We start from the raw sequence: 26,692 nt of genomic DNA on the forward strand, positions 1-26,692 counted from the left end.
CGGCGGCGGTGGGGAGCCCGGCGTGGGCGAGGCCGGCGGTGAGGGTCAGGGCGGCGGCGGCGAGGACGGTCTTGAGCATCTGGTGTCTCCTTGGTGTCTGGTCTGGCCGTGTGGCTGTTCGTCTTTCGATGGTGTAGTTATGACACCATCAGATAGTGTTGTAAACACACTTTTTGGACGCGGCGCGATAAATCTCACAACCCACTGGCAAGGAATACAATTATTTCTTCTTGGCTTGGTGCTTTCCGGCCCGAAGGGCGAGGACTCACTGATCCAGCTGGCGGACCCAGGGCCGGACTCACTGATGGTGGAGAGCCAAGGGACTCGGTCCGCAGCCTCGGATTCGGACGCGGAAAGGCGTCGTCGTGCGCCTCAGCGCGGACCGGACCCGGAGGCAGTCATGCGCGCCGGGGCCTCGCCGTCGCCCTGCAGCGACGCGATCCTGTCGCGCAGGTAGCCCGGCCACGCCTCCTGCGCCCTGCTGAGCAGGCCCTGATCCCCGAGCCGCACCACGATTTCCAGCGCCTCGTCCAGCGCCGCCAGGGCGACATCCGTCTCGGCCGCGAGGGAGAGGTTGTAGAGGCTGGTGACGACATCGGCCTGCGCGGCGGCGCTGCCGGGCGCCTCGGCGGCGAGCTGCCGCCGGATCTCCAGCGCCTCGCCATAGGCGTCGCGCGCGGCGGCGCTCTCGCCCTGCTGCAGCGAGGCGTTGCCGATCGCGTCGAGGCTGATCGCGACGTCCTGCCGCCACAGGGCGTTGTCGGGATCGGCGGCCACCAGTCCGCGCGCCGCCGCCAGCGCCTCGCGGTACGCCCCCAGCGCGGCGTCGAGGTCGCCGGCCAGCCCCCGCAGATAACCGACCTTGTTCAGGTTCAGCGCCAGATCGCGCTGCCACAGGGTGTTGCGCGGGTCGATCCCCAGCAGCTCGCGCACGATCTGCAACGCCTCGGTGAAGGCCGCGAGCGCAGCTTCGGTGTCCTGCTGTCTCATCTGCAGGTCGCCGATGCGGTGGAGGCCGAAGGCGACGTCGTGCCGCCACTCGAGGTTGGACGGATCGACTTGGGCCAGGTCCCGCGCGATCTGCAGCGCCTCGGTGTAGTTCGCGAGCGCCGCGTCGGGATCGCCCGCCAGCAGGAGCAGGTCGCCGATCCGGTTCAGGCTGACGGCGATGCCGCGCCGCCAGTCCCGGTTGCCGGGATCCGTCGCCACGAGGCTCCGGTTGATGTCCAGCGCCTCGGTGTAGGCCGCCAGCGCGCCGTCCGCGTCTCCGGTCACCCGGGCCAGATCGCCGATGCGGTCGAGGCCCACGGACAGGTCGCGCTGCCACTGGGTATTGCCCGGATCGAGCGCGGCGAGCCGGCGCCGGATGTCCAGCCCGTCGCGGTAGGCCCCCTCCGCCGCGGCGCGGTCCCCCATCTGCAGACCAAGGTCGCCCACCCGTTCCAGGCCCACGGTCACGTCGCGCTGCCATTCGGTGTTGCCGGGGTCCGACGCCGCCAGGTCGCGGACGATGTCCAGCGACTCGATATAGGCGTCGAGCGCGGCGGAGAGGTCTCCGGCGCGGCGGCGCAGGTCGCCGACGTTATTGAGCCCGATCGACACGTCCCGGCGCCAGACCGCGTTCCCCGGATCGGATGCAGACAGGCGCCGCACGATCCCGAGGCTCCGCTCGTAGGCCTCCATCGCCGCGCCTGCGTCCCCGGCCAGAAGCGAGACGTCGCCGAGGTTGTTGAGGGTGATCGCCAGGTCGCGCTGCCACATGGTGTTGCCCGGGTCCCGTTCGGCCAGGCGGCTCACGATGTCCAGCCCCTCGCGATACGCCTCCAGCGCCGCCGCGGTCTCGCCGGTGCGCATGTACAGATCGCCGATATTCTCCAGGCTCACCGAGACGTCCCGCAGCTCTTCGGCGCCGGAGGGGCGCAGCTTGGCCAGAGCGCGGCGGATGGACAGCGCCTCGCCATAAGCCTCCAGCGCGGCGTCGATCTCGCCGGCGCGGACGTGCAGGCCGCCGACCCGCTCCAGGCCGATCGACAAATCGCGCCGCGCCACCGCGTTGTCCGGATCGGCCGCCGACAGCGCCCGCCGGAGCCGGAGCGACTCGTCGTAGGCGTCCAGCGCGGCGGCCACCTGGCCCGCCTGAAGCTCCAGGTCGCCGATCCGTTCCAGGGCGACGGTGTAGTCGCTCTGCCAGCCGGTATTGTCGGGCTCCTCCTCGAGGAGGTCGCTCAGCAGGGCATGGGCCTGCTGGGCGGACCGCAGGGCCCGCTCCCTCTCGCCCGCGCCTGCGTAGACCTCCGCAAATTCGGCCCGCATCGCCGCCTCGAGGTGCCGCAGTTCCCTGTTGTCCGGCGTGGCGGCGCGCAGTCGCGTCACCGCGGTCTCTGCGTGGGACAGGATCGACTCCAGGCTCTCCAGCCGCAGACCCTCCGCGTCCTGCAGGCCCTGCGCGATGTCGAAGACGAGGGCGTTGATCGCGTCGCGCGCCGTGCCGAAGTTGCGCTCGGCCCGGTCGCGTTCGGCGGCGACCTGGACGAGGGCATCCTCGGCGCGGGCGGTTTCGGCCTCGGCCCGGCGGGCGTTCTCCTCCGCCAGGCCGCGCTGCGCCTCGGCGTCGTCGCGGGCGAGGGTCGCCGCCTCCGTCTGGCGCTGGGCGATCGCCTCGTTCCGGACGGCGGCGTTGCGCTGGACGAGCGCGAAGGAGGCGAGCACGGCCACCGCCAGCAGGGCCGCGAGCGCGCCGGCCACCGTGCGCCGCTGCCGCCGGGCCTGCGCGCGGCGGCTGTCGATGACGAAGGCCCGGTGGAGCGCGGTCGGCTCGGGCGCGTTCGGCGGATGCGACAGGAGCCACGCCTCCGCCGCCTCGAGATCCTGCCCCCGAAGCGCCCGCGCCCCGGGGCGCCCGGCCGCCTCCCAGCGCGCGGCGAGGTCGGCAAGGCGCGTGTGCTCGCGGATCCAGCCGATGTCGAGGTCGAGCGCGAAGCGGATCTGCTGCAGGCCCGCTTCGAAGTCGTGGGCGTCGGTCAGGAACACGTACTGGAACTTCGAGACGATCTCCGGGACCAGCGCGGGGTCGTCCGGCGGCACCACCACGACCGGGACGAGGCGCTTGTTCAGCTCGGCCACGCGCCCCATCTCCCACCGGCAGGTGTCCGAGCGGATCGACGCGGGCGTCAGCGCGAAGAGGACCGTGTCGCTCTCGCGGATCAGCGAGTCGAGGCGCGACTTCCAGTCCTCGGTCGGCAGGATGTCGTGAATGTCGCGGAACACCCGCAGGTCGTCCTGCGCCGACAGCGCGGCGAACAGCCGCTCGAGTCGCGGGGAATCCTTCTGCGCGTAGGAGAAGAAGACCTTGGTGACGGGCGCCGGCACCCCGCGGCCCCGCGCCGGCGGTCCGGTCGAAGTGTCCGCCGCACGGGCCGTCATGCCGCGCCGGTCGTCCGGCCGGGCCGCGGCACCGTCCCGCGGGCCCCTGTCGGCGGGTCTCCCGCGGCGGGGCTGTCCGGCCGGCGTGCGGGGCGTCGTCCGGACGAGAGGCTATGACACGGGCTGGCCATGATCATGGACGATACAACAAGCTCGGGCCTGCCGCATCCGGTTCGCGGCGCCGGGCGCTACGGCCGCGCAACGCCGGTGCGACTCCTCCCGCATCCTCGGCTATTTGAGCCGCCGGAAGCGGCTACCTGTGTCCGACCCACCCCCGGTCGTCGGTGAAGGCCCGCGCGGGCGTGATCCGCGTGGGCGCGTAGCCTTCGGGCAGCGTCGCCAGGGGGGCGAGCGGGCGGTCGGACGCGGCGAGGAGGACGTTGGCCCGGCCGCGCAGGCTGACCGGGCCCTGCACCGCGACGACGTGCGGCCACAGCTCGGTCAGGATGGCGTGGACGCCCCGGGCGAGCGGACCGTCCGCCCGGTCGATCAGGTTGACGTAGACCGGGCCGTCGGTGATCGCGCGCACACGTTCGAAGGCCTCCACCGTGACGAGGTGGGCCGGCACGGACGCGGACGAGAACGCGTCCATCACGGCCGCGTCGAAGCGGCCCGCGCTCTCGTTCAGGAAGACCCGCCCGTCGGCGTGAACGATCTCGAACCGATCCGCGGCGGCATCCATCACCGCGGCCGCGCGCGGCAGGTTCGCGCGCACCACCGCCGTCACCAGGGGGTCGATCTCGACCGCCGTCGCCCGTGCCGCGGGCCGGTCCGACACAAGGCGGCTCGGCAGCGTGTAGCCGCCTCCGCCGACGAAGAGGACGCGCGCGTCCGCCCCCGTGTCCTGCTCCAGCCGGTCCCCGATCCACCGGGTGTAGGCGATCGCGAGATCGTCTCCCTCGTCCAGCGGCTCGGCCGCCTGAAGGGTCCGGTCCGAGAACAGCCTGACCTCGCCCCCGCGCCGTTCGACATGAAGGCAGGACAGGCCGGATTCGTGATCGCAGACCGGCGTTCCGACGAGGGCGGACAGGCCGATGAACCCGGCTGCGCCGATCACGGCGACCGGCGGCGCGGCGGCGCCTCCGCGCAGGACGGGCAGGCAGCCCAGGGTCAGCGCGGCGCAGCCCGCGAAGGTCGCGACCGACCCCACCAGCGGCAGGGCCACGAACCCGGCGAGGACCGCCCCGCCGATTGCCCCGGCCGAGCCTGCGGCGAGGGCCAGGCCGAGGGACGCGCCCTCGCGGCCCGGACGCGCCTCGATCGCCAGCTTGGTCAGCAGGGGCGAGGGCAGGGTGATCCCGACGGAGGCCGGGAAGAACGCGACCAGGGTGCTGAGGACCATGCCGCCCGTGCCCCGCGCGCCGGAGCCGTGGAGAAAGCCCAGCAGCGCCGGAGACAGCGCCATCAGGACCGCCGTCGCGATCAGCGCCACGCGCACCGCCGAGAGGGCCGCGGCGCGGGGGCGGTCGGCGATGACTCCGCCCCATGCGCTGCCGAGCGAGAACCCTGCCAGTACCACCGCGATCACCGTGGTCCACGTCAGCAGCGACGTGCCGTAGTAGGGCGCAAGGACGCGGCCGGCGGCGATCTCGTAGGTCAGGCCGACGGCGGAGAGGACGAGGATCAGTCCGATGGCGCGCCAGAACTTCACCGCACGCCCCCGTGGGGGCGAAGCAAGCGGGGCGCGGCGGCTCGCGCCGGAGCGGACGGCAGGCGCATGGAATCGGGGTCTGGACGCATGGGGCGAACCTGGGCCGGGCGGCGGGGTTCGGCAAGTGATGCGTCCGAACGCGGCCGGTCCCTGCGGGCCGGGACAGAGAGTCATGGCGGCCGGCGGTGCTCCGACCGACCGACACGCGGCACCCGCCGACGGTAGACCATCCGCAGGATCGAGCGCACCATCATCGCGCCGTGACCGCGCGGGCCGACGGGCAGCGGGCCATCCCAGCGACACGTCTCGCGGGCGGCGGGCGTCCCGAGGGCCGCGGTGTCGGCCGTGCTCAGGCGCAACTCCTCGACCCTCGCGGCGCTCGCCACCGCGGTCCAGGCGCAGGATCCGCGCATGACCGTCTGGACCGGCAGCGACGCACACCTCGCGATGCTGAACGGCATCGTCGAGGCGCAGCCGGGCGTGACCGTCAGCTTCGAGACGGTGCCTTCCGACTACGTCCAGAAGATCACCCTGCAGCTCGCCGGCGGCAACGCGCCGGACGTGGGCCGCCCTGCCCGAGACCTCGGCCCCCACCTTCGTCGACGCCGGCGTGGTGATCTCGACGCAAGGTCAGATGCTTAGGGAAACGGCTGGTAGCGGAGGAGGGACTTGAACCCCCGACACGCGGATTATGATTCCGCTCGCTTCCGTTGAAAACAAACGACTTTTCTTCCAACTGGGGCAGTTTCGACGCTAAGCGGATCAATGGCTTAGCCGCCGTTTCCCAACCGCCAGTTCCGCTCCGACATCACGAACAACCCCCTGCCTCGACCGGAAGCAGGGGGCTTAGCTTGAACGGCCCGAAGAGATGACCTTGCAGGGCCCCCGGAGAAAGGAAACACTACATGGGGTATTCAGATACCGCAAAAATTGGGATAGGGCAAGAGATCGATCCACTCGACCGGCAGATCACCCTCACCCGCTTCAAGAGCGTCTATGACCGCGAAGCTCAGCAGCTGAGCGGGACGCTGAGGAAGCTCGCAAAGGACATCGTCCGGAAGACGGCCCCCCGGAAGGAAGCTCTCTCCCTCATTAAGTTCGCGGAGTTCGGCACTGCCCGCTCGGAGAAGGGGTTCCTCCGGCACGACGCGAACGTGACGGGCATCAGCGGAATCGAGCTCGATTATGACAAGGGCGAGCGGACGCCCGAGGAGGCGGCTCGGCGCCTCAGGAACGCGGGCGTGGCGGGCATAGTCGTCACGTCGCCAAGCCATGGCCTGCCGGGCAAGGGCAACCGCTGGCGGCCCTATCTGCCGCTCAGCCGGACCTATCCGCCCGAGGATCGTGAACCGCTCGCCCGCAAGGCGGCCGCGATCCTCGGGGGCGGCTTCGCAGGTGAGTCCTTCGCGCTCTCGACCGCCTTCTATGCGGGCGGGCTCGACGGGCGGCCGCCCGAAGTCTTCCTGTCCGAAGGCGGGGCCTATCTCGACGAAGTCGACGACGTGGACGCCGCACCGCCGCGCGATGATCGCGACCAGTCGGGCTCGGGGGTGGCGTTCCGCTTCCTCGCTGAGCGGGCGCACCGCGGCGTACGGGAGGAAGAGGCCGTTGAGGCCATCGCCGCCGACGACGGCCCGGCGGGCGAGTGGTGGGGACGGACCGACAAGCGCCAGCGTCATCGGGCTCTCACCCGCGCTTACCAGCGGGCCGAGGAAGAGAGGGAAGCGACCATGGCTGACCTCGACGTCGACGATGACGTCGAGCTCGACGCTTGGATCGCCGAGCACGTCGGGCGCGTGGAAGAGGACTGGGGCACGCCGCTCATGCAGGGCGACCGCCCGGTGAACAACCTTCACAACGCGATCCACTACCTCGGGCGGAACCGCGACACGATCCTTCAGGGGCTCCGCTGGAACCTCCTCTCGCATCGGGCCGAATGGGCTCGGGGCGAGATCGGGGCCGCGGAGGAGGGGCGGGTGCGGACCGGCCTCGAATTGCGGGGGATGCCCACGATCAAGGCCGAGCTCCTGAAGCCCGCGATCCGGGCCGTTGCGGAGCGGCGGTCCTATCACCCGATCCGCGACCAGCTCAACGCGGCCCGCCACGACGGCGTCCCGCGGCTCGACACGTGGCTCACGCGGTATCTCGGGGCCGAGGACGCGATCTACACCCGGGCCGTCGGGCGGGCCTTTCTTATCGCGATGGTGGCGCGGGTGATGGAGCCCGGCTGCAAGCACGATCACGTGCCGGTGCTGATCGGCCCGCAAGGCGGGGGGAAGAGCTCGGCGTGCCGCGTTCTCTCCGGTAGCGATTATTTCTCCGACACGCTCCCGCCGATCAACGGGGGCAAGGAAGCGATGGATCACCTCCGGGGCCTGTGGCTGGTCGAGCTCGCCGAGCTGGCCCCGTCGCGGCGGGCGACCAACCAGCATTTGAAGTCCTTTCTCTCGACGCAGGCGGACCGCTTCCGCGAAGCCTACGGCCGGTCCGATGAACGGTATCAGCGCCAGTGCGTCTTCGTCGGCACCACCAACGAAGACACGTTCCTCCGGGACGCGACCGGGGGGCGTCGATTCTGGCCGATCCATTGCGGCAGGATTAACGTCGTGGGCTTGAAGAGCGCCCGCACCCAACTTTTCGCGGAGGCCGTCGCCGCCTACCGTGCGGGCGAGGCGTGGTGGCTCGACGGCGACGCGGAGGCCGCGGCGCGGGAAGAGCAGGAAGCGGCGTACGCGGCGCACCCGTGGGAAGAACCGATTGCCGCGTGGCTCGACAATCCGGCGGGGGACGACTCGTGCGAAGGGCCCCGCCAGCGTTGCACGGTTTGGGAGGTGATGGAGCTCGCCTTGGGCCTGCCCGCCCACATGCACGAGAGAAGCATGAAGCGGGTCGGCGACATCCTGAAGCGTCTCGGGTGGGAGAGGCAACGCGACAGTGTGGGGCGGGCGTTCTGGGAACGCCCCGTCACGCAGTTGAGGATCGTCAAGTGATGTACTGTGGCTCCCGAAGGGTCCGAAGGGTCAGGGCAATGAACCCTTTGGACAAATCGCCCCACAAACAAGGGCTCCCGAAGGGTCTGAAGGGTCCGAAGGGTAAGTTTCTAGAGAGTACCTTGTGGGCTAGAGGGCCTGTAGGGGGGCATGGGGTCTGTGGGGCCGTTGAGGCTCAACACCATTCGGACCCTTCAGACCCTTCAGGCGAGACGTCCGGTAAGCCGGTAAAGCAGCGTCTCGTAAGGACGATGGGTCCTTCCCCGCTTTCTGGGCTGCGGGGGGCGCGGAGCCCCGGCTTTTCCCCCTGCGGTAAAATTACGAGACGGAAAACCCGATGGCCCCGTCTCGTAAGCCGGTAAATCTGACTTCGGTAAAGGACACGATATGGCTTCCGAAACCCTGACCCCCGAAGAGCTTGCGGAGATCGACGCGCTGGCAGGCGTCGAGCCCGTGGTGGCGGCCGAGCTCGCGGGATGGCTCGGGCTTACGGCGAACCGGGTGAACGCGCTCGCCCGCGACGGCGTCCTGCCGCGGACGGAAGACAACCGCTTCCCGCTCCGGGCCGCCATCCACGCCTACTGCCAGCACGCTCGGGCAGGGGCGACGGGCCGCCGGGCCGACGCGGAGCTCGCCGCCGAAAAGCTCCGCCTCGCCCGGGAGCAGGCCGACAAGATCGCGCTGCACAACGCTGTCACCCGGGGGGACATGCTCGACGCCCGGGACGTGGCGTCGGCGTGGCGAGGTATCGTGACGGACCTCCGGGCGGGCGTGCTCGCGATCCCGAGCCGGGTGGCCGCTAAGCTCGGGCTAGACCGGCACGCGACGGCCGTCCTCGACGCCGAGGTGCGGGCCGCGATGGAGGGCATCGCCGATGACGCTTGATCCCCGTTTCGACCGGCTCCGCCGCGATGCCTTCGCCGCCTTCCGGCCGCCCGCCAAGCTCGCACTCTCCGACTGGATCGAGGGCCACGTCTACCTCCCGAGCGCCATCGCCGCGCAGCCCGGGCGGATGCGCCTCTGGCCGCCGCAACGGGAGATCGCCGACGCTATCGGCGAGGAGTCGGTCGAGCGGGTGTCCATCCTTAAGAGCGCCCGTGTCGGGGCGACGCAGCTCATGGTCGGGGCGCTCGGCCACTTCGTGCAGAACGATCCGGCCCCGGTCCTCGCCGTCGTCCCGGCCGAGGCCGACGCGCGGCATCTCATAGTCTCTGTCGTCGAGCCCACCTTCGCCGAGTCCCCCGCGCTCAGGGCCGCTCTGGCGGCCGACACGGCCGGGCGGGACACGATGCTGCACCGGCAGTTCGCGGGCGGCTCCCTGACCGTCGTGAGCGCCCACGCGCCGCGCAATCTCCGGGCCCGGACGGCTCGCGTCCTTTTCGCCGATGAAATCGACGCCTATGAGCTCTCGGCCGGAACGGAGGGCGATCCCGTCGAGCTCGCCATGCGGCGGACCATGACCTTCGGCAACCGCAAGATCGTGCTGGCCTCGACGCCCGTCGACGCCGAGACGTCGCGGATCGTGCGGGCCTATGAGCAATCCGACATGCGCGTCTTCGAGGTGCCGTGCCCGAGCTGCGGCACCTTCGGCGAGATACTGTGGAAGGATATCCGATGGGCCGCGGACAAGCCCGAGACGGCGCATTGGCGCTGCCCGGCGTGTGAGGCCGAGGTGGCCGACCGGCAGAAGCCCCAGATGGTCGAGCAAGGCCGCTGGCGGGCCACACGGCCGGAGGTGGAGGGGCATCGGGGCTACAAGCTCACCTCCCTCACATCGACGCTCCCGAACGCCACATGGCCGCGGCTGGCGGCGGAGTTCCTTCAAGCGAAGCGCAGTCCGACCACACTCAAGCCGTGGCTCAATACCGTGCTCGGCGAGCCGTGGCGTGGCGAGGGCGACGACCTCGACGGGACCGACTTCGCCGCCCTGCAACGCCCCTTTGGGCTCGACCGTATCCCCGCCGAAGCCTTGGTCCTCACGGTCGGGGCGGACGTGCAGGCGGACCGGATCGAAGCGACCTTTGCCGGGTGGACGAAGGACGGCGACGTGCGAGTCCTGGGGCACGAAACCGTCTGGGGAGCGCCGACCGAGAACGAGACGTGGGCGGAGCTCGACGACCTCTTGCGGCGGCAGTTCCGCCACCCGGCCGGGGGCGTGCTCACGGTCGACGCGGCCGTGATCGACTCCGGCAACTGGGCCGACGCGGTCTATGCCTTCTGCCGCCCCCGCACGTCGCGCCGCGTGCTCGCCGGGAAGGGCGTCGCAGGCTTCAGCCGTCCGAGCCTCGCGTTCAGCACCTCGCGGGGCACTCGCCTTGCCCTGATCGGTATCGACGGGGTGAAGCTGGCCCTGCACCAGCGGATCGCCCACGGCGAAACGATCCTCTTCAGCAGCGCCCTGTCAGGCGACTACTTCGACCAGCTCCGCGCCGAGCGGCTTGTGACGAGGTTCAGCCGGGGCCACCCCGTGCGCCGCTGGGAAGTGGTCTCGGGCCGCCGCAACGAAGCCCTCGACACGTTGGTCTACGCCTACGGCGCCCGCGGGCTGATCGGGGCGGACGTCGAGCGGCGGGAAGCGGAGTTGGGGAAGGTGACGGGGCCGCCGAAGCCAGTTACCGTAGTGAAAAGCAGGTGGCTGTCGTCGTGAGAAGGGCCAGACCGTGAAGATTTCGTCTGACGATAAGAGAATCGAGGACCTACTTAAGGGCAATCGCTTCCTAATTCCTCGTTTCCAGCGGGAGTACTCTTGGGAGCCCGATCAAGTTTTGACTTTCTGGAACGACGTCAATGAGAACAAGGGGGAAAGTTACTTTATCGGTGCGATGGTTGTCTACAAAGAAGGCAATCTATTTGCGATCGTCGATGGTCAGCAAAGGTTAACCACCATTACGATATTCTTGTGCGCGATTCGAGATGCATTTGCCAGGCTTGGAGCGGATGATCTTGCAAGCGGGCTTCAGGAATACATTGAGAAAAGAGACAAGGAATATAAGACAGTCTACGTATTGAAGACTGAGACGTCATATCCTTTCCTGCAAGAAAAGATTTTGAAGGCTACTGAGCCGGAAATGGAGCTCAAAATTGGCCGGGAGGAGGAGGCCATATCCCAAGCATTTGCAATTTTCGAGGAGAATATTGCCCGTTCAGTAGAGCGCTTCTTCGACAACAAGGAGCAAACTAGAGATGCAAACACAATCGATGCGGTCAGGTGGCTGAGCGGGCTGAGAGACGCAGTTCTAGAACTGTCAGTAATATTGGTCTCTCTCGAAAACGAGGACGACGCCTATCTGATCTTTGAGACACTTAACACCCGGGGTAAAGACCTCGCACTTGTCGACTTGCTTCGCAATCACTTCTCGAAACATTTGAAGCCAAATTCGGAAGTGGATCAGACAAAGCATAAATGGCGGGAAATACTTGATACGATCAGCAGCTCTCCTGTGAGGCTGGACCCCGATCAGTTTGTCGTCCACTCGTGGCAGTCGCGCTACGATTTTGTGGGAAAAGCAAAGGTTTTTTCGAAGGTCAAAGAGCTTATTAATGAGACCAATGCCAAAGGTCATCTGGACAGGTTAGTTAGTGACGCGGCACAATGGCGCTCGATGTTTGACACTCAGTTCGGTTGGAATAAAGACGAGAAGAGTGCAGCCCGTTCGCTTGCGGCCTTGAGGGTATTTCGTGTCGTCCAGCCTGCGCCAGGGCTGTTATCCCTCGTGCGGGCTTATCGTGATGGCATCATAAAATATAAGACCTTAAGGAACGCTCTTTCTGCAATCGAGAAGTTCCACTTTAGTTTTAATGCCGTCACTTCGTCGCGATCATCTGGTGGAATTTCTGGTATGTACTCTTCGTTCGGCAGGCAGGTCTTTAGTGCAAAAGATAGTAACCAAGTCGGAATTGCGATCGGAGACCTTATTGCTAAGCTGCGCGAGAGAGAAGTGCCGGAAGCGGAATTCGATGTTGGATTCCAGCAGATAATCTTCACAAATCTATATGCTTCCGAGAAATCCCTAGTTCAGTACATTCTTAGGAAGATCGCGAAGGCGGAGGCGCAGCCATTTTTGGGGGACTCCGAGGACTTAACGATTGAGCATCTCCTTCCGCAGTCGTCCTCTAAGTCAGATGATGATGAACATGTTATTGGTCAGCTCGGCAACCTTTTTCTTGTAGATTCGGAAACAAATGGTCTGCTGGCAGACAAGGGTTTTGCGGAAAAGAAGGAGGTTCTTGTGGGTCGCGGATACAAGTTGCCTCCGCTGTTGAGTGAAGCCGAGACAATTTCGCGTGATCTAATCGAGGAAAACACACGTCGTCTAAGCGAGTTGGCTAGGTCGAGCGTTTGGAAGGTTTGAGGTCGCTTGGGCGAACTCGTAATATTTAGTAGCCCAGAAGCTTGACGCGCGCGTTCGTGATGCGCGCGACAGCGTCTCGAAAGATCGGATCGACTTTGCATCGGGCCTGCACGGCTTCGTCTGATGCCTCCCGAGGCATTCCGACTCCCGTGATTTTCTCGACGTGCTTCATCTCCGACATGACGAACCGTTCGAAAGCTCTCCGGCGCTGACGGCTGGACCTCTCGAAAGCGTTCCTGCTGTTGACGAAGTGGCCGGCCCGCATCGTTCCGGCCAAGTGCCGCGCATAAGGGAGCATGGATTACCTCTTCTCCGGGAGGGGTGCGCTCCCGACCGACCCTCTACTTTCGGCCGGGAGCGCGGACGGCTGGCAGCGATGCCGTGCTACCGAATCCCGCATACCCCAAGTCAAACTCCATGTCCATTGACTCGGAGTCAGACTCCGATTACTCCAGCATCGTCACGAAGAGGAGTCGAAGAGATGACCAAAGAGTACGGGGGGCCGGTCATGTACCAGCCCGTCACGAAGAACCCCGGGGCGTACCTGACGGCGGGCGAGCTGGCGGACGTGATCCTGCACGATCACGAAGACAAGGCCGCCGTGGCCGACCGGCTGCGCTGGTACTTCAAGCAAGGGTATCTGACCCCGGCGGCGCGCGAGACGGAGGGCCGCAAGTCGTGGCTCTTCCAGCCCGAAGAGGCCTTGGTCGCCGATGCGCTGACCCGGCTGCATCGCTTCGTCGGCAACAACGACCGGGCGGCCCGCGCCGTGATGCTGGCCTTGAGCGGCTGGCGCGTGGGCGACCGCCCGGAAGGCATGGAAGCCGAGTTCGAGGCGACCCCCGCGCGGCACGTCATCGCCGAGTACGTCGCCGGGCACCGCGACTGGAATCTTGAGGTGTGGGCGTTCTACCGGCCCGACAACGCCGACCTGCACTTCGAGGCGCGGATCATGACGCTCGCCAAGCGCGAAGGGACCACGCTCGGCTTCACCAGCAACAAGAATTACGTGGTCGAGTCCGTCTGGGCCATCGAGCTCACCCCGGCTCTCGACCGCTTCTATCCGAAGGTCCAAGCGATCTTCGACAAGCGGGCCATGCACTAATGGCCTTCCCGTTCCTGCCGAAGTCCTTCGTCAACCGCTTCACCCGCGACGCGCCCGAGCCGTCGCGGGTGCGCCGCGTCGACGCGGCGGCGGTCGGGCGGCGAGGCAGGAGCATGGCCGTCTTCGGATCGGTCAACCCGGAGGTGGCGGCAGGCGGCAGGCTCTCCCGCGAGCGGGCAAGGTATCTTGCAGTCAATCAACCGTTCCTCACCAACGGCACCCATAATTGGATCACGGCCCTCGTGGGGACGGGGATTCGACCGACGCCTCGCGCCCCCAACGCCGAGCTTGGCTTCGCGTTCGACGCTTGGGCCGAGGAAGCGGACCATGCCGGGCGCGCGGACTTCTGGGGGCTTCAGGCGACTATCGCCCGGCACCTCGTGGTCGACGGCGAGGCGCTGATCCTGTTGCACGATACGCCCGACGGGCTGCGCCTTCAGGTTATCCCGCCCGAGCAACTGGACGAGTCCAGGAACGCGCGGCTCGGCGACGATCGGGAGATCGTGCAGGGGGTCGAGTTCGATGCCCAAGGTCGGCGCGTGGCGTATCACATCCTGCCGCAACAGCCGACCGCGACCTTCGAGCACTACGCCCCGCCGGTCCGCGTCGACGCGGCGGACGTGTTGCACATCGTCCAGCCCATCGCAGCCGGGCAGGTGCGGGGCCTGTCGTGGCTCGCCGCGGCCGTGCTGACCGCCAATGAGTTTGACCAGCTCCTAGATGCGCTCTTGGTCGGAGCGAAGATCGCCGCCATGCACGCGGGCTTCATCACCGACACGACCAACATGGGTGGGATAGGGGCGGCGTTCCCGGACGCCGATGGCCTCAGCGACATCAGCCTTGAGCCGGGCGTGGTTCGAGTGCTGCCCGGCGGGTGCGACATCAAGTTCTCTTCGCCGGAGGCGGCGAAGGACTCGCCCGCCTTCGTTCGGATGAATCTCCTCGCCCTCGCCGCTGCGCTCGGCCTGCCCGAGCACATGCTGTCGGGCGACCTGACCAACGCCAACTATTCCTCCCTGCGGGCAGGACTCCTGCCGTTCCGGGCGCGTGTGGAGCAGACGCAGTACGGCGTGCTCGTGCCTCAGCTCCTTCGTCCCGTCTGGCGGCGCTGGCTGGCGAGCGAAGTGGTGGCAGGGCGGCTCGACGTGTCGCCCGACATCCGGGCCGAGTGGATCATGCCGCGCCAAGCGCAGGTCGACCCCGCGAAGGATATGACCGCCGTGAAAGAGGCGCTGTCCATGGGCCTCATGTCCCGCTCGCAGGCGGTAGCCGAGATGGGCTGGAACGCGGCCGACCTCGACGCGGAGATCGCCGCCGACCACGCCCGCGAGCGCGAGCTGGGGCTGACCTTCACGGACAAGGAGTCCGGCGATGCCTGAGACGATGCTGACCCGAGCGGCGCAGCCCCGCACGTCCACATTCAACGCCGAGCTGAGGACGGTCGAAGCGGTCATCGCGACGGCGTCCCCCGTCATCCGGCGCGACGCGCGCGGCGAGTACGCCGAAGTCTTCGACGTGTCGGCCTTCGACCTCAGCTCGGCCGTGGGCCTCCCGGTCCTCGACTCTCATCGCACCGGATCGGCCAAGGACGCCATCGGTCGCGTGGAGGCCGTGCGGGTCGAAGGCGATACGCTTGTCGCGACGCTGCGCTTCAGCTCGGCCAGCGACGTCGAGCCGATCCTGCAACGGATCGCCGACGGCACCCTGACCGGGGTTTCGGTCGGCTACCGCGTCAGCGCGTGGAAAGAGCACTTCGGAGAGATCAATGGCTAAGACGCGCATCCGCACCCCCGCAGCCGCCCAGCTGACAGAAGTCAGCATCACCAGCAACCCGGCGGACCCCTCTGCCCGCCTTCGGCATGACCAGAGGAGCTCCAACATGCCCGATACTCCCGAAACCACTCCCGCGCGCGTGGCCGCGGTGCCGCCCGCAGGCTATGTCCGCGCGCTCGTCCACACCATGGGCTTGCCGGAGGAGCTGGGCGACCAGCTCATCGACGCGCGGGCCGACGACGTTGCCGTCAGGCAGGCCGTCTCAGAAGCGATGGAGGGCAAGCGCAGCCGCCCTGTGATCCGCGTGCACGGCGGCGGCAATGACGACCCGGCCGTGATCCGCGAGCGCCGGGCCGATGCCTTGCACGTCCGCATGGCGGGCGGCGAGCCGAAGCCCGAGGTGCGCCAGTATCTCGCCGAGTCCGTGCTCGACACGGCCCGCGACGCGCTGGCCCGCGTGGGCGTCTCGACGCGGGGCCTCAGCCCCGACGACGTCTTCACCCGGGCGGCCGAGCACACCACGTCCGACTTCCCACTGATCGTGTCCAACGCCATGAACAAGACGGCGCTGGCCTCCTACCGGGCCGCCGCGACGCCGCTGAAGACGCTCGGGCGGCAGCGCGGGCTTTCCAACTTCAAGCCCGCTTCCGCCATCCGCCTCGGCGAAATGGGACGGCTGGAAGAGCTGGCCGAGTCCGGCGAGTTCACCCACACCACCCGCGCCGAGAACGGCGAGACGATGCGCCTGACCACCTACGGCCGGGCGATCAACGTGAGCCGGAAGCTCCTCATCAACGATGACCTCGGGATGCTGGGCGACATGACGGCCGCCTTCGGCGAGGCCGCGGCGCAGACCGAGGCCGATGTGCTGGTCGAGCTCATCACCGGCAACCCGGACCTGAGCGACGGCACGCCCGTCTTCGATGCGAGCCGGGGCAACCTCGCCGGGACCGGCCTCGCGCTTGGCTCCGCGGGCGACGTGGCGGCGCTGGAAGGCGCGCGGAAGGCCATGCGCGGCGTGACCGGCCTCGACGGCAAGACGCTCATCAACGTGACGCCCAAGTACCTCTTGGTGGGGCCGGAGCTGGAGTCGGCCGCCGAGCGCCTGTTGGCGACGATCTACCCGGCCACGGTCGCGGACGTGAACGCCTTCGGCTCCAAGCTCTCCCTCTTGGTCGAGCCGCGGATCACGGATGATCGCTGGTACGTCTTCGCCGACCCGGCCCGCCTCCCGGCGATCCAGTACGGCTACCTCAGCTCGGCGCAGGGCGTGCAAATCCAGCGCGCCGAGGCGTGGGACACGCTGGGGCTGAAGTTCCGCGCGTGGCTCGACTTCGGAGCCGGGTGGCTGGACTGGCGGGGTGCCTACCTCAACGAAGGCGAGGCGTGATGGCCCTCACCCTCGACCAGCTCACGAAGTCCCGGGACGCGCTGATCGCGGCGCGTTCCGACGGCGTGCGGCGCTTCCGCGACCAGAACGGCGAAGAGGTGGAGTTCAAGTCCGACGCCGAGATGGCCCGGGCGCTCGCCGCCCTCGACCGCGAGATCGCGACCCTCGCCGGACGGCCCGCGCCGACGGCGCTCCACTTCACCACCTCGAAAGGAACCTGAGATGCGCAACTTCGTCCAGCCGGGCGAGTCGATCACCGTCACGGCCGCCGCCGCGGCCGCGAGCGGGGACGGCGTCAAGCTCGGCCAGCTCTTCGGCATCGCCTCTGGCGATGCCGCCATCGGCGAGCCGCTGGTCCTGACGACCCGCGGTGTCTTCGACATGCCCAAGGTCTCGACTGACGCCTTCGCCGTCGGTGACGCCGTCTACTGGCGCACCTCCGACGGGGCCGTGACCGCCACGGCCAGCGGCAACACGAAGATCGGCGTCGCCGTCACCGCCGCGGGCAACCCCTCAGCCAGCGTCCACGTGCGCCTGAACGGCACGTTCTGAAACCATGGGGCGGCGGGCCTCCAACTTCCGACAAGGGGACGTCGAGCGGGCGGTGAAAGCCGTTCGCTCGCAAGGCCTCGACGTCGTGAAGGTGGAAGTTTCGCCCGATGGGACAATCGGCGTTACCGTGGTCAAAGGGCACGAGTCGGAAGCCCTGCCGTTTGATAACTGGAGGGCACGACGTGCGCGTCAGGCTGAAGGGCGTGAATAGGGTCTCGAAGCGTCTCGCCGACGGGTCGAGCGTCACTTATTACTATGCGTGGAAGGGCGGTCCGCGACTGCCCGGCAAACCCGGAGCGCCCGAGTTCATTGCGGCGTACAACGCGGCCGTGGCCGAGCGCCTCCAGCCCCCGCCCGGCACCCTCTCCTCGGTCCTCAGGGCCTATCAGGACGCGCCCAAGTTCCAAGACCTCGCGCTCCGCACCCGTCGCGACTACGCGAAGCACATCGCAAAGATTGAGGAAGATTTCGGCGACTTCCCCATCGCCGCCCTGAGCGACCGGCGCACCCGCGGGGAGTTCATGAACTGGCGCGACCGCCTCGCCGCCAAGTCGCGTCGGCAGGCCGACTACGCCTTCGCCGTGCTCGCCCTGATCCTAGCATGGGCCTACGACCGCGGAGCGGTACCCGCCAACCCGTGCGAACGTCCGGGCAAGCTCTACCGCTCGACCCGAGTCGACAACATCTGGACGGCCGAGGACGAAGCCGCCTTCCTGAAGGTCGCGCCGCCGCACATCGGCCTCGCCTTCATGCTCGCTATCTGGACCGGCCAGCGGCAAGGCGACCTCCTCCGGCTGACGTGGAAGGCCTACAACGGCTCGACGATCCGGCTCCGCCAACGGAAGGGCAACGTTCCGGTAGAGGTGCCTGTTGGCGCTCCGCTCCGGGCGATCCTCGAGGCGACCAAGCGGGAAGCGGTGACGATCCTCTCGACGACCCGAGGCACGTCTTGGACCGAATCCGGCTTCCGAGCGTCTTGGCGTAAGGCGTGCGAGGCGGCCGGGGTTGAAGACCTGACCTTCCACGATCTTCGCGGATCAGCCGTCACGCGCCTTGCCGTTGCTGGAGCACAGGTCCCTCAAATCGCCGCTGTCACCGGACACGATTTGAAGCGGGTCGAGACGATCATGCGAGACCACTACCTCGGCCGTGATTCGGCGCTCGCCGCCACCGCAATCCGCCTCTTGGAAGCATACGAAGGAAGAACGAAAATCCCCAACTGACCTCCCAACTGGTCTAACCGAGTCGGGCCGGAAGCTAGGTAAGTCGTTGAAGATAAATGGTAGCGGAGGAGGGACTTGAACCCCCGACACGCGGATTATGATTCCGCTGCTCTAACCAACTGAGCTACTCCGCCGAGCCGCGGGTCAGATAGGCGAGGCCATCTGACCCGTCAAGCGGGAATCACTCCGGGTTGGAGGCGATGCACTGGCGCACGGCGGCGTTGGTGCCCGCCTCCATCGAGGCCCGGCGCTCCAGCAGCGAGTTCAGCTTGGCGCGCTCGGCGTTGAGGTCGATCGCGACCGGCTCGTTGCGGCTGCGGGTGCGCTGCTCGGGGCAGCTGTAGGTGAAGGTGGTGCCGTCCGCGTTGGTGCCGTCGCAGCGGCGGGGCACGGTGTAGATCTCCGTCCGCTCCTCCAGCGCGTAGCCGCGGGCGAGGTTGCCCTGCGTCTCGGCGATCAGCGAATTGATCGTGTTCAGCTCGCGGCTGACCGAGGCGATGCAGGCCTCGCGGGGGGACAGGCAGCCGGCGAGGACGAGGATCGCGGCGAGGGCGGGAAGGACGGGACGCATGGCAGCACTCTTGAAGCGGGGGTGGGGGGCAGCTAGTGCCGAAACAGGGCGAGAACCGGATGTTAGGCAATATCAGGGGCCATGACCATGAGCGATGAGGCCTTGCACGACGAGCGCGCCCGCGCGGCCGACTGGTTCCGCACCCTTCGGGACGAGATCGTCGCCGCCTTCGAGGCGCTGGAGGATGCGCGCGGAGGCAGCGCCCCCGCGGGCCGGTTCGAGGTGACGCCGACCCAGCGCGCGGCCGCGGACGGCGGCGACGCCGGCGGCGGGCTGATGAGCGTGATGCGCGGCGGCCGGGTGTTCGAGAAGGTCGGCGTCAACGTCTCGACGGTCTACGGCACCCTCGGCGAGGCGGCGCAGCGGGCGATGGCCGCCAGGGGCGTGCCCGGAATGGCGGACGATCCGCGGTTCTGGGCGTCGGGGATCAGCCTCGTGGCGCACATGGCCAATCCGCACGCGCCGGCGGTGCACATGAACACGCGGATGTTCTGGACACCGCACACCTGGTGGTTCGGCGGCGGGTCCGACCTCAACCCCTGCCTCGAGTATGCAGAGGATACCGCCCACTTCCACGCCACGCAGAAGGCGCACCTCGATCCCCACGGCCCCGGCCTCTACGACGAGCTGAAGGCCTGGGCGGACGAGTACTTCTACATCCCGCACCGCGGCCGCGCCCGCGGCGTCGGCGGCATCTTCATGGATGACCGCAACAGCGGCGACTGGGCGGCGGACTTCGCCCTGGTGCAGGACATCGGCCGGGCGTTCCTGCCCGCCTACCGGCCGCTGGTGGAGAAGCGCATGGCCCAGCCCTTCACCGAGGCGGACCGCGAGGCGCAGCTGATCCATCGCGGGCTCTATGCCGAATACAACCTCGTCTACGACCGCGGCACCAAGTTCGGTCTCGCCACCGGCCACGATGCCGACGCGGTACTGATGAGCCTGCCGCCGCTGGCGAAGTGGGTCTAGGCGTCTCCTCCGCCGCCGGCTGCCTGCGCGGCCCTGCCGATCGAGCGGGCGCCGGGGCCGAACATGGCGTGGGCGTCAGCCGCTGACGCCGCCGCGCACCGCCTCGATCATCCGGGTCACGTTGTCCGGGTCGGCGTCCGGCGTGATCCCGTGCCCGAGATTGAAGACGTGCGGGCCCCCGGCGAAGGCATCGACCACGCGCCGCGTCTCCTGCACCAGCGCATCGCCGCCGGTGACGAGGTGGCGGGAGGCGAGGTTGCCCTGCACGCAGCCGTCCTTCTGGACGTGCGCCGCGGCCCAGTCCGGCTCCACCCCGTCGTCGAGGGCGATGCAGTCCGCGCCGGTCGCCGCGTGGACGCCTTCGAAGCGCGCGCCCGCGCCGCGGGGGAAGGCGATGACCGGGAGGCCGGGGTGGCGGGCCTTCAGCGCCGCGGTGATCCGCCGCGCGGGGGCCAGCGCGTAGGCGTCGAAATCCGCGCCCCTGAGCGAGCCGGCCCAGGAATCGAACAGCTTCACCACCTCGGCCCCCGCTTCGGCCTGTGCCGAGAGGTAGAGGATCGTCGCCTCCTCGATCCGCGCCAGCAGCGCCTCGAACAGCGGCCGGTTCTCCGCGATCAGCGCGTGCGCGGGCCCCTGGTCCGGCGTTCCCCGCCCGGCGATGGCATAGGTCGCGACCGTCCACGGCGCCCCGGCAAAGCCGATCAGCGCGGTCTCCGTCGGCAGGCCGTCCGCGAGGATCCGCACCGTCTCGTACACCGGCGCGAGCGTCTCGTGGACCTCTTCGGCCGGCTTCAGACGGGCGAGATCGGCCTCGGTCGTGACCTTCGACATCCGCGGCCCCTCGCCGGTGACGAACCACAGATCGAGGCCGAGGGCCTGGGGCAGCAGCAGGATGTCGGCGAACAGGATCGCGGCGTCGAATCCGTAGCGGCGGATCGGCTGGAACGTCACCTCGGCGGCGAGTTCCGGATTGTAGCAGAGCGACAGGAAGTCGCCCGCCTTCTCCCGCGTGGCGCGGTATTCCGGCAGGTAGCGGCCCGCCTGCCGCATCATCCAGATCGGCGGCGTGGGCAGTGTCTCGCCGGCGAGGGCGCGCAGAAGGAGCTTGTCGGTCATGGCCCCTCCCGTCCCCCGGCGGCGTCCCGGTGTCAAGCCAGCCCGGCCGCGACCTTGTCCACGCCCTCGCGCTCGGCCCAGAGCGTGCGCAGCGCGTCGCCCTGTCCGGCGAAGCTGTCCGGCAGCGATGTGCAGCCCCAGATCCGGTCGAGGCGGAAGTGCCGGAAATCGTGCCGCAGCTCGCACCACGCGGCCACCATCTTGACCTCGAGGTGATAGATCACGACGAGCGGGCGGATCACCCGGCAGGTCGCCTCGCCGTCGGGGACGCGGTAGTCGATCTCCAGCTTGCGCTCCTCGCGCACCGCCTGCCGGATCAGCGCGACGGGCACGCAACCGGCGTGGGGGTCGTCGAACGGGGCGCCGAAGGGCGCGACGTTCAGCCAGGCGGCGGGGCCGTGCAGCGCGGCGATCTTGTCGCGCACCCGCTGCCCGGCGCGGACCAGCGCGCTGTCCCCGGTTCGCGCAAGCAGGGCGAGGCCGACGCGCAGCGCCTCGGCCTCCTCGGTGTCGAAGTTCAGCGGCGGCAGGTCGTAGCCCCGCCGCAGGACGTAGCCGATGCCCGCCGCGCCCTCGACCGGCACCCGCATCGCCTGCAGCGTGGCGATGTCGCGGTAGACCGTGCGCACCGACACCTCCAGCGTGCCGGCCAGCGCCTGCGCCGTGCGCGGCGCCTCGGCCGCGCGCAGCGTCTGGATCAGTTCGAACAGGCGGTCCTGGCGGGACACGGGGCGGGCTCCGGTCGGGCGGTCTGCTGACACTCTGGCACATCCTCCTGCCAGCTGCATGGCAGGAGCGGTGTGGTCTGACGGTGGGGCACTCCCGGGAGCCTGCCCATGACCTCGTACGATCACGCCGTCCTTCAGCACCTTCGCCTCGGCCCTTGGCGCGAGACGCCGGAGCCGCCGGCGCCCCTCTGGCTGCGCCGCTTGAAAGCGCGCTTTCCGCTCCGTAGACGAGGGGCATGAATGAAGCGCCCGCCCCCGACCGCCCCCTCCGCATCGGCACCCGCGGCTCGCCGCTGGCCCTCGCCCAGGCGCACGAGACCCGCGACCGGCTGATGGCCGCCCACGGCCTGCCGGCCGAGGCGTTCGAGATCGTGGTGATCAAGGTCACCGGCGACGTCGTGCAGGACCGCGCCCTGCGCGAGATCGGCGGCAAGGGTCTGTTCACCCGCGAGATCGAGGAGGCGCTGCTCGCCGGCAGCATCGACATCGCGGTGCACTCGATGAAGGACATGCCGGTGCTGCAGCCGGAGGGGCTGGTGCTGGACACGTACCTGCCGCGCGAGGACGTGCGCGACGCCTTCGTCACGCTGGGAGAGGGGGGGCTGGCGGACCTCGCCCGGGGGGCCGTCGTCGGCACTTCGTCCCTGCGCCGGCGGGCGCAGCTGCTGGCGCGCCGGCCCGACCTGCAGGTGGTGGAGTTCCGCGGCAACGTGCAGACCCGCCTGCGCAAGCTGGAGGAAGGGGTTGCGCAGGCGACCTTCCTCGCCATGGCCGGCCTGAATCGCCTGCACCGGGTGGACGTGCCGGCTCGCCCCATCGACCCGGACGAGATGCTGCCGGCCGTCGCCCAGGGCGCCATCGGGATCGAGCGGCGGGGGAGCGACGAGGCGACGGCCGGCCTGCTGGAGGCGATTCACGATCGGGCGACCGCCGAGAGGCTGGCGGCCGAGCGCGCGTTCCTCGAAGCGCTCGACGGCTCCTGCGAGACCCCCATCGCCGGCCTCGCCGAGGTTTCGGACGGGCGGCTGCGGCTGCGGGGGGAGATCCTGCGGACCGACGGGTCGGAGGTCCTGTCGGATGACGTGACGGTCACCGTAGCGGACGGTCCGGAGGCCGGACGCGAGATGGCCGCGCGGCTGCTGGCGCGCGCGGGCGAGGGGTTCTTCGGATAGGGTGGGTGAAACCCACCGACGATGCGCCCCCCGGTGGGTTCATCCCGCCCGGAATCAGCCGCGAAGCGGCCCGGGCAGCGTCTGGCCGCCCCCCGGCCAGACGCTTCCGAGCCACCTGCGAGACGATGGGGGGCGTTCGGGGGTGGCGGGATAAATCTCTCCTACCGCATCGTTGGAGCGTCTGGCCGCGGCCAGACGCTGCCCTCCGTCGTCCTCCTCGAAGGGAGGTTTCGAGCAGGGCCAGCCCGGCTCAGGCTCACCCCCGCGCCAGGTGCTCCGCCCTCAGGATCCCCATGATCAGATCGTCGTGCCACGTCCCGTCGATCAGCGCCGCCTCCCGCTCGGTCCCCTCGTGGACGAAACCGCAGGCGAGGTAGCAGCGGATCGCCCGCTCGTTGAACGCGAGCACCCGCAGGTCCACGCGGTGCAGGTCCATCGGACCGAAGGCGTGATCCAGCGTCAGCCGGATCGCCTGCTGGCCGATGCCGCGGCCGGTATCGCCCGAGGCGAAGAGGCCGATCGCGAGCCGCGCCCTGCGGTCCTGCGAGTTGAGCGAATGCAGGCGCACGCCGCCCACCGCGCGGTCGTCCAGGCAGATGATCCGCCCGAACGGCGCTTCGGTCAGGCGACGGATCTCCTCCTCGGCGTTCGCCAGCGTCCGCTCGGGGCCCCCCGTGAGCGTGCCGCCGTACATGCGGACGATCTCCGCCTCGCGGGGCAGCGCCGCGAGCGCGGCGGCGTCCTCCGGCCGGGGCTCCCGAAGGCTGACCCGGCCGGCGGGGTCGCTCAATGCGCCGCCGCCCAGGTCGCGCCCTTGCCGCCCTCGACGGCGAGGTGGACCGACAGGTCCACCGCCGGGTGCGCCGCGCCCTCCATGACGTCCTTCGCCCGCCCGATCAGGTCGTCGGCCGCGGCCTCGTCCACCTCGAACAGCAGTTCGTCGTGGACCTGCAGCAGCATCCGCGCCGGCAGCCCCTCGATCGCGGCGTCCATCCGGATCATCGCGCGGCGGATCACGTCGGCCGCGGTCCCCTGGATCGGCGCGTTGATCGCCGCGCGCCGGGCGAAGCCGGCGGTCGGGCCCTTGGCGTTGATCTCGGGCGTGTTGATCCGCCGGCCGAACAGCGTCTGCACGAAGCCGTTCGCCTTCGCGAAGGCGATGGTCTCGTCCATGTAGGCCCGGATGCCCGGGAAGCGTTCGAAGTAGCGGTCGATGAAGCCTTGCGCCTCCTCCCGCGGAATCCGCAGGTTGCGGGCGAGGCCCCAGCCCGAGATGCCGTAGATCACGCCGAAGTTGATCGCCTTGGCCTGCCGCCGGATGTCCGGCGTCATCTCGGCCAGAGGCACGCCGAACATCTCGGAGGCGGTGATCGCGTGGATGTCCTGCCCCTCGGCGAAGGCCGCCTTCAGCGCGTCGATCCCGGCCACGTGGGCGAGGATGCGCAGCTCGATCTGGGAATAGTCGAGGCTCACCAGCGTCCGCCCCTCCGGCGCGACGAAGGCCTCGCGGATGCGCCGCCCCTCCTCGGTCCGGATCGGGATGTTCTGCAGGTTCGGATCGGTCGAGGCGAGCCGGCCTGTGTTCGCCCCGGCGATGGAATAGGAGGTGTGCACCCGCCCCGTCTCGGGGTTGATGTGGTCCTGCAGCGCGTCGGTGTAGGTCGATTTCAGCTTGCTGAGCTGCCGCCAGTCGAGGATGCGCCGCGGCAGGTCGTGGATCGTGGCGAGATCCTCCAGCACGTCGGCGCCGGTGGAGTAGGCGCCGGTCTTGCCGGTCTTGGGCTTGCCGCCGCCCGGCAGGGTCAGCGACAGCTCGTCGAACAGGATTTCCCCCAGCTGTTTCGGCGAGCCCACGTTGAACGGCCGCCCCGCCAGCTCGGCGATCTCGGCCTCCAGCTCCGCCATCTTCTGCGCGAAGGCGCCGGACATGCGCGAGAGCGTCCCCCGCTCCACCTGCACGCCCGCCTGTTCCATCCGGGCGAGGACGGCGATCAGCGGCCGCTCCAGCGTCTCGTAGACGGTCGTCACCCGGCGCGCGGGCAGGCGCGGCTTGAAGGTCTGCCACAGGCGCAGGGTGATGTCCGCGTCCTCGGCCGCGTACTTCACCGCGTCCTCCAGCGGCACCTTGTCGAAGGTCCGCTGCGCCTTGCCCGAGCCGATCAGCGTCTTGATCGCGATCGGCACGTGGCCGAGATAGCGCTCGCTGAGCTCGTCCATGCCGTGATTGTGCTCGCCCGCATACAGGGCGTAGCTCATCAGCATCGTGTCCTCGACCGGCGCCATGGCGATGCCGTAGCGGGCGAGGACCTTGAGGTCGTACTTCATGTTGTGGGCGATCTTGAGGACCGCGTCGTCCTCCAGCACCGGTTTCAGCAGCGCCAGGCACTCGCCCAGCGGCATCTGCCCCTCGGCCAGCGCGTCCGAGCCGAACAGGTCGTCGGTCGAATCCGGCCGGTGCTGCAACGGGATGTAGCAGCCCTTGCCCGCTTCCACCGACAGCGAAATGCCGACGAGGTTCGCGCGCATCTCGTCCAGGCTGTCCGTCTCGGTATCGACCGACACGTGGCCGAGGTCGCGGATGCGGGCGATCCAGCGCTCCAGCGCCGGCGCGTCCGACACCTTCTCGTAGGCGCCGTGATCGAACGGCAGATCCGGCGCACCCGGCAGCTCGGCCGGCGGATCGACGCCCTCGGGGACCGCGGCCGGCGCCTCGGCGACCGCGGGCGCCTCGCGGCCCATCTTGTCGCTGATCCGCTTGACGATGGTCCGGAACTCCATCTCCGCCAGGAACGGCAGCAGGACGTCGGGGTCGGCGTCGCGGATCTCCAGGTCGTCCAGCGTGAAATCGAGCGGCGTGTCGCAGTCGAGCATGACCAGCTTCTTGCTCAGCTCGATCTGCGCCCGGTGCCCGATCAGCGTCTCGCGCCGCTTCGGCTGCTTGATCTCCTCCGCCCGGTCCAGCAGCTCTTCCAGCGTGCCGTACTCGTTGATGAGCAGCGCCGCCGTCTTGATCCCGATGCCCGGAGCGCCGGGCACGTTGTCCACGCTGTCGCCGGCCAGCGCCTGCACGTCGACGACGCGGTCGGGATAGACGCCGAACTTCTCGAACACGCCCTCGCGGTCGATGCGCTTGTTCTTCATCGGGTCCAGCATCTCGACACCGTCGCCGACCAGCTGCATGAGATCCTTGTCCGAGCTGACGATCGTCACCCGCCCGCCGGCCTCGCGGGCCCGGCAGGAGAGCGCCGCGATCATGTCGTCGGCCTCGTACCCCTCCATTTCCTTGCAGGCGATGTTGAAGGCCTCGGTCGCGCGGCGGGTCAGCGGAATCTGCGGCGACAGGTCCTCGGGCATCGCCTCGCGGTTGGCCTTGTACTGGTCATACATCTCGTTGCGGAACGTGTGGCTGCCCTTGTCGAAGATCACCGCGACGTGGGTCGCGGCGTCGGCGCCGGTGTTCCCGTCGATGTACTTCAGCAGCATGTTGCAGAAGCCCGAGACGGCGCCCACCGGCAGGCCGTCCGACTTGCGCGTCAGCGGCGGCAATGCGTGATAGGCGCGGAAGATGAAGGCCGAGCCGTCGATCAGGTGCAGGTGGTGGCCCTTGCCGAAACTCATGTGGCGCCCCTTCCCGTGTCAGCCGGGCCTGAATGCCACGGGCGGCGGGGAAGGGCCAG

At 68.8% G+C, this 26,692-nt stretch carries 22 protein-coding genes and 1 tRNA gene; 14 read left to right on the plus strand and 9 right to left on the minus strand.

The window, feature by feature from the left end; genetic code table 11:
- Positions 1-372 precede the first annotated feature (372 nt).
- The 3 genes from A37W_RS21370 to A37W_RS23705 form a co-directional block, all read right to left on the minus strand.
- Positions 373-3,423, minus strand: coding sequence for a TIR domain-containing protein (locus tag A37W_RS21370; protein ID WP_018302711.1), 3,051 nt, complete (start codon positions 3,421-3,423; stop codon positions 373-375).
- Positions 3,424-3,676: 253 nt separating this feature from the next.
- On the minus strand, positions 3,677-5,074 hold the full coding sequence (locus A37W_RS0109050; RefSeq protein ID WP_018302712.1) for a fused MFS/spermidine synthase: 1,398 nt from the start codon (positions 5,072-5,074) through the stop codon (positions 3,677-3,679).
- 170 nt (positions 5,075-5,244) lie between these two features.
- Positions 5,245-5,487: a hypothetical protein gene (locus A37W_RS23705; RefSeq protein WP_018302713.1), complete on the minus strand. Its 243-nt coding sequence runs from the start codon at positions 5,485-5,487 to the stop codon at positions 5,245-5,247.
- Between A37W_RS23705 and A37W_RS0109060 the strand changes: the two genes are divergently transcribed.
- The 12 genes from A37W_RS0109060 to A37W_RS0109115 all read left to right on the plus strand — a co-directional run bounded on the left by A37W_RS0109060 (position 5,486) and on the right by A37W_RS0109115 (position 18,459).
- A complete protein-coding gene (locus tag A37W_RS0109060) occupies positions 5,486-5,716 on the plus strand; it encodes an extracellular solute-binding protein (RefSeq protein WP_026198392.1) in 231 nt (76 codons plus the stop codon). The genes A37W_RS23705 and A37W_RS0109060 overlap by 2 nt on opposite strands.
- A 263-nt stretch (positions 5,717-5,979) precedes the next feature.
- Entirely contained in the window at positions 5,980-8,064 is a 2,085-nt protein-coding gene (locus tag A37W_RS22795) for a virulence-associated E family protein (RefSeq protein ID WP_018302714.1), read from the plus strand.
- 387 nt (positions 8,065-8,451) lie between these two features.
- Positions 8,452-8,949, plus strand: coding sequence for a hypothetical protein (locus A37W_RS21380; RefSeq protein WP_018302715.1), 498 nt, complete (start codon positions 8,452-8,454; stop codon positions 8,947-8,949).
- Entirely contained in the window at positions 8,939-10,711 is a 1,773-nt protein-coding gene (locus tag A37W_RS0109075; RefSeq protein ID WP_018302716.1) for a phage terminase large subunit family protein, read from the plus strand. Before A37W_RS21380 ends, A37W_RS0109075 begins: the two co-directional genes overlap by 11 nt.
- Positions 10,712-10,724: 13 nt before the next feature.
- Positions 10,725-12,416: a DUF262 domain-containing protein gene (locus A37W_RS23190; protein WP_081617067.1), complete on the plus strand. Its 1,692-nt coding sequence runs from the start codon at positions 10,725-10,727 to the stop codon at positions 12,414-12,416.
- Between the two features lie 481 nt (positions 12,417-12,897).
- Entirely contained in the window at positions 12,898-13,521 is a 624-nt protein-coding gene (locus A37W_RS0109085; RefSeq protein ID WP_018302718.1) for a hypothetical protein, read from the plus strand.
- Entirely contained in the window at positions 13,521-14,900 is a 1,380-nt protein-coding gene (locus A37W_RS0109090; protein ID WP_018302719.1) for a phage portal protein, read from the plus strand. The genes A37W_RS0109085 and A37W_RS0109090 overlap by 1 nt, the downstream gene beginning before the upstream one ends.
- On the plus strand, positions 14,893-15,294 hold the full coding sequence (locus tag A37W_RS0109095; protein ID WP_026198393.1) for a DUF2213 domain-containing protein: 402 nt from the start codon (positions 14,893-14,895) through the stop codon (positions 15,292-15,294). The genes A37W_RS0109090 and A37W_RS0109095 overlap by 8 nt, the downstream gene beginning before the upstream one ends.
- Positions 15,295-15,400: 106 nt before the next feature.
- Positions 15,401-16,684, plus strand: a complete 1,284-nt coding sequence (locus tag A37W_RS0109100; RefSeq protein WP_026198394.1) for a phage major capsid protein — start codon at positions 15,401-15,403, stop codon at positions 16,682-16,684.
- On the plus strand, positions 16,684-16,905 hold the full coding sequence (locus A37W_RS0109105; RefSeq protein WP_018302720.1) for a phage head-tail joining protein: 222 nt from the start codon (positions 16,684-16,686) through the stop codon (positions 16,903-16,905). Before A37W_RS0109100 ends, A37W_RS0109105 begins: the two co-directional genes overlap by 1 nt.
- Before the next feature lies 1 nt (position 16,906).
- On the plus strand, positions 16,907-17,236 hold the full coding sequence (locus A37W_RS0109110) for a DUF2190 family protein (protein ID WP_018302721.1): 330 nt from the start codon (positions 16,907-16,909) through the stop codon (positions 17,234-17,236).
- Positions 17,237-17,418: 182 nt separating this feature from the next.
- Entirely contained in the window at positions 17,419-18,459 is a 1,041-nt protein-coding gene (locus A37W_RS0109115; RefSeq protein WP_018302722.1) for a tyrosine-type recombinase/integrase, read from the plus strand.
- Positions 18,460-18,516: 57 nt separating this feature from the next.
- On the opposite strand, the gene A37W_RS0109120 is transcribed toward A37W_RS0109115, so the two are convergent.
- Positions 18,517-18,593: transfer RNA gene (locus tag A37W_RS0109120), tRNA-Met, on the minus strand.
- Positions 18,594-18,640: 47 nt separating this feature from the next.
- Complete coding sequence (locus tag A37W_RS0109125) at positions 18,641-19,030, minus strand: hypothetical protein (RefSeq protein WP_018302723.1); 390 nt, start codon at positions 19,028-19,030, stop codon at positions 18,641-18,643.
- An 81-nt stretch (positions 19,031-19,111) separates the two neighbouring features.
- Between A37W_RS0109125 and hemF the strand changes: the two genes are divergently transcribed.
- Entirely contained in the window at positions 19,112-19,999 is an 888-nt protein-coding gene (hemF, locus tag A37W_RS0109130) for an oxygen-dependent coproporphyrinogen oxidase (protein WP_018302724.1), read from the plus strand.
- 75 nt (positions 20,000-20,074) lie between these two features.
- Here the strand turns inward: hemF and hemE are convergent, their stop codons facing one another.
- Positions 20,075-21,115: a uroporphyrinogen decarboxylase gene (gene hemE / locus A37W_RS0109135; protein ID WP_018302725.1), complete on the minus strand. Its 1,041-nt coding sequence runs from the start codon at positions 21,113-21,115 to the stop codon at positions 20,075-20,077.
- Positions 21,116-21,147: 32 nt separating this feature from the next.
- Positions 21,148-21,843, minus strand: a complete 696-nt coding sequence (locus tag A37W_RS0109140) for a helix-turn-helix transcriptional regulator (protein ID WP_018302726.1) — start codon at positions 21,841-21,843, stop codon at positions 21,148-21,150.
- A 236-nt stretch (positions 21,844-22,079) separates the two neighbouring features.
- Between A37W_RS0109140 and hemC the strand changes: the two genes are divergently transcribed.
- Positions 22,080-23,015, plus strand: a complete 936-nt coding sequence (gene hemC / locus A37W_RS0109145; protein WP_018302727.1) for a hydroxymethylbilane synthase — start codon at positions 22,080-22,082, stop codon at positions 23,013-23,015.
- A gap of 256 nt (positions 23,016-23,271) precedes the next feature.
- Here hemC and A37W_RS0109150 read toward each other — a convergent pair whose 3' ends face one another.
- Together A37W_RS0109150 and polA are read right to left on the minus strand one after the other, a co-directional pair.
- A complete protein-coding gene (locus A37W_RS0109150; RefSeq protein ID WP_018302728.1) occupies positions 23,272-23,805 on the minus strand; it encodes a GNAT family N-acetyltransferase in 534 nt (177 codons plus the stop codon).
- On the minus strand, positions 23,802-26,633 hold the full coding sequence (gene polA / locus A37W_RS0109155) for a DNA polymerase I (RefSeq protein ID WP_018302729.1): 2,832 nt from the start codon (positions 26,631-26,633) through the stop codon (positions 23,802-23,804). The genes A37W_RS0109150 and polA overlap by 4 nt, the downstream gene beginning before the upstream one ends.
- Between the last annotated feature and the right edge of the window lie 59 nt (positions 26,634-26,692).

Origin of the sequence: Wenxinia marina DSM 24838, assembly GCF_000379485.1 — a bacterium.
Classification (GTDB): Bacteria; Pseudomonadota; Alphaproteobacteria; order Rhodobacterales; family Rhodobacteraceae; genus Wenxinia; species Wenxinia marina.

What these genes read in the sequence shown, in the direction of transcription:
- A37W_RS21370 (WP_018302711.1), bottom strand. Translation starts at nt 3,423, where the DNA reads ATGACGGCCCGTGCGGCGGACACTTCGACCGGACCGCCGGCGCGGGGC.
- A37W_RS0109060 (WP_026198392.1), top strand. Translation starts at nt 5,486, where the DNA reads ATGACCGTCTGGACCGGCAGCGACGCACACCTCGCGATGCTGAACGGC.
- A37W_RS23705 (WP_018302713.1), bottom strand. Translation starts at nt 5,487, where the DNA reads ATGCGCGGATCCTGCGCCTGGACCGCGGTGGCGAGCGCCGCGAGGGTC.
- A37W_RS22795 (WP_018302714.1), top strand. Translation starts at nt 5,980, where the DNA reads ATGGGGTATTCAGATACCGCAAAAATTGGGATAGGGCAAGAGATCGAT.
- A37W_RS21380 (WP_018302715.1), top strand. Translation starts at nt 8,452, where the DNA reads ATGGCTTCCGAAACCCTGACCCCCGAAGAGCTTGCGGAGATCGACGCG.
- A37W_RS0109075 (WP_018302716.1), top strand. Translation starts at nt 8,939, where the DNA reads ATGACGCTTGATCCCCGTTTCGACCGGCTCCGCCGCGATGCCTTCGCC.
- A37W_RS0109085 (WP_018302718.1), top strand. Translation starts at nt 12,898, where the DNA reads ATGACCAAAGAGTACGGGGGGCCGGTCATGTACCAGCCCGTCACGAAG.
- A37W_RS0109090 (WP_018302719.1), top strand. Translation starts at nt 13,521, where the DNA reads ATGGCCTTCCCGTTCCTGCCGAAGTCCTTCGTCAACCGCTTCACCCGC.
- A37W_RS0109095 (WP_026198393.1), top strand. Translation starts at nt 14,893, where the DNA reads ATGCCTGAGACGATGCTGACCCGAGCGGCGCAGCCCCGCACGTCCACA.
- A37W_RS0109100 (WP_026198394.1), top strand. Translation starts at nt 15,401, where the DNA reads ATGCCCGATACTCCCGAAACCACTCCCGCGCGCGTGGCCGCGGTGCCG.
- A37W_RS0109105 (WP_018302720.1), top strand. Translation starts at nt 16,684, where the DNA reads ATGGCCCTCACCCTCGACCAGCTCACGAAGTCCCGGGACGCGCTGATC.
- A37W_RS0109110 (WP_018302721.1), top strand. Translation starts at nt 16,907, where the DNA reads ATGCGCAACTTCGTCCAGCCGGGCGAGTCGATCACCGTCACGGCCGCC.
- A37W_RS0109125 (WP_018302723.1), bottom strand. Translation starts at nt 19,030, where the DNA reads ATGCGTCCCGTCCTTCCCGCCCTCGCCGCGATCCTCGTCCTCGCCGGC.
- hemF (WP_018302724.1), top strand. Translation starts at nt 19,112, where the DNA reads ATGACCATGAGCGATGAGGCCTTGCACGACGAGCGCGCCCGCGCGGCC.
- hemE (WP_018302725.1), bottom strand. Translation starts at nt 21,115, where the DNA reads ATGACCGACAAGCTCCTTCTGCGCGCCCTCGCCGGCGAGACACTGCCC.
- hemC (WP_018302727.1), top strand. Translation starts at nt 22,080, where the DNA reads ATGAATGAAGCGCCCGCCCCCGACCGCCCCCTCCGCATCGGCACCCGC.
- polA (WP_018302729.1), bottom strand. Translation starts at nt 26,633, where the DNA reads ATGAGTTTCGGCAAGGGCCACCACCTGCACCTGATCGACGGCTCGGCC.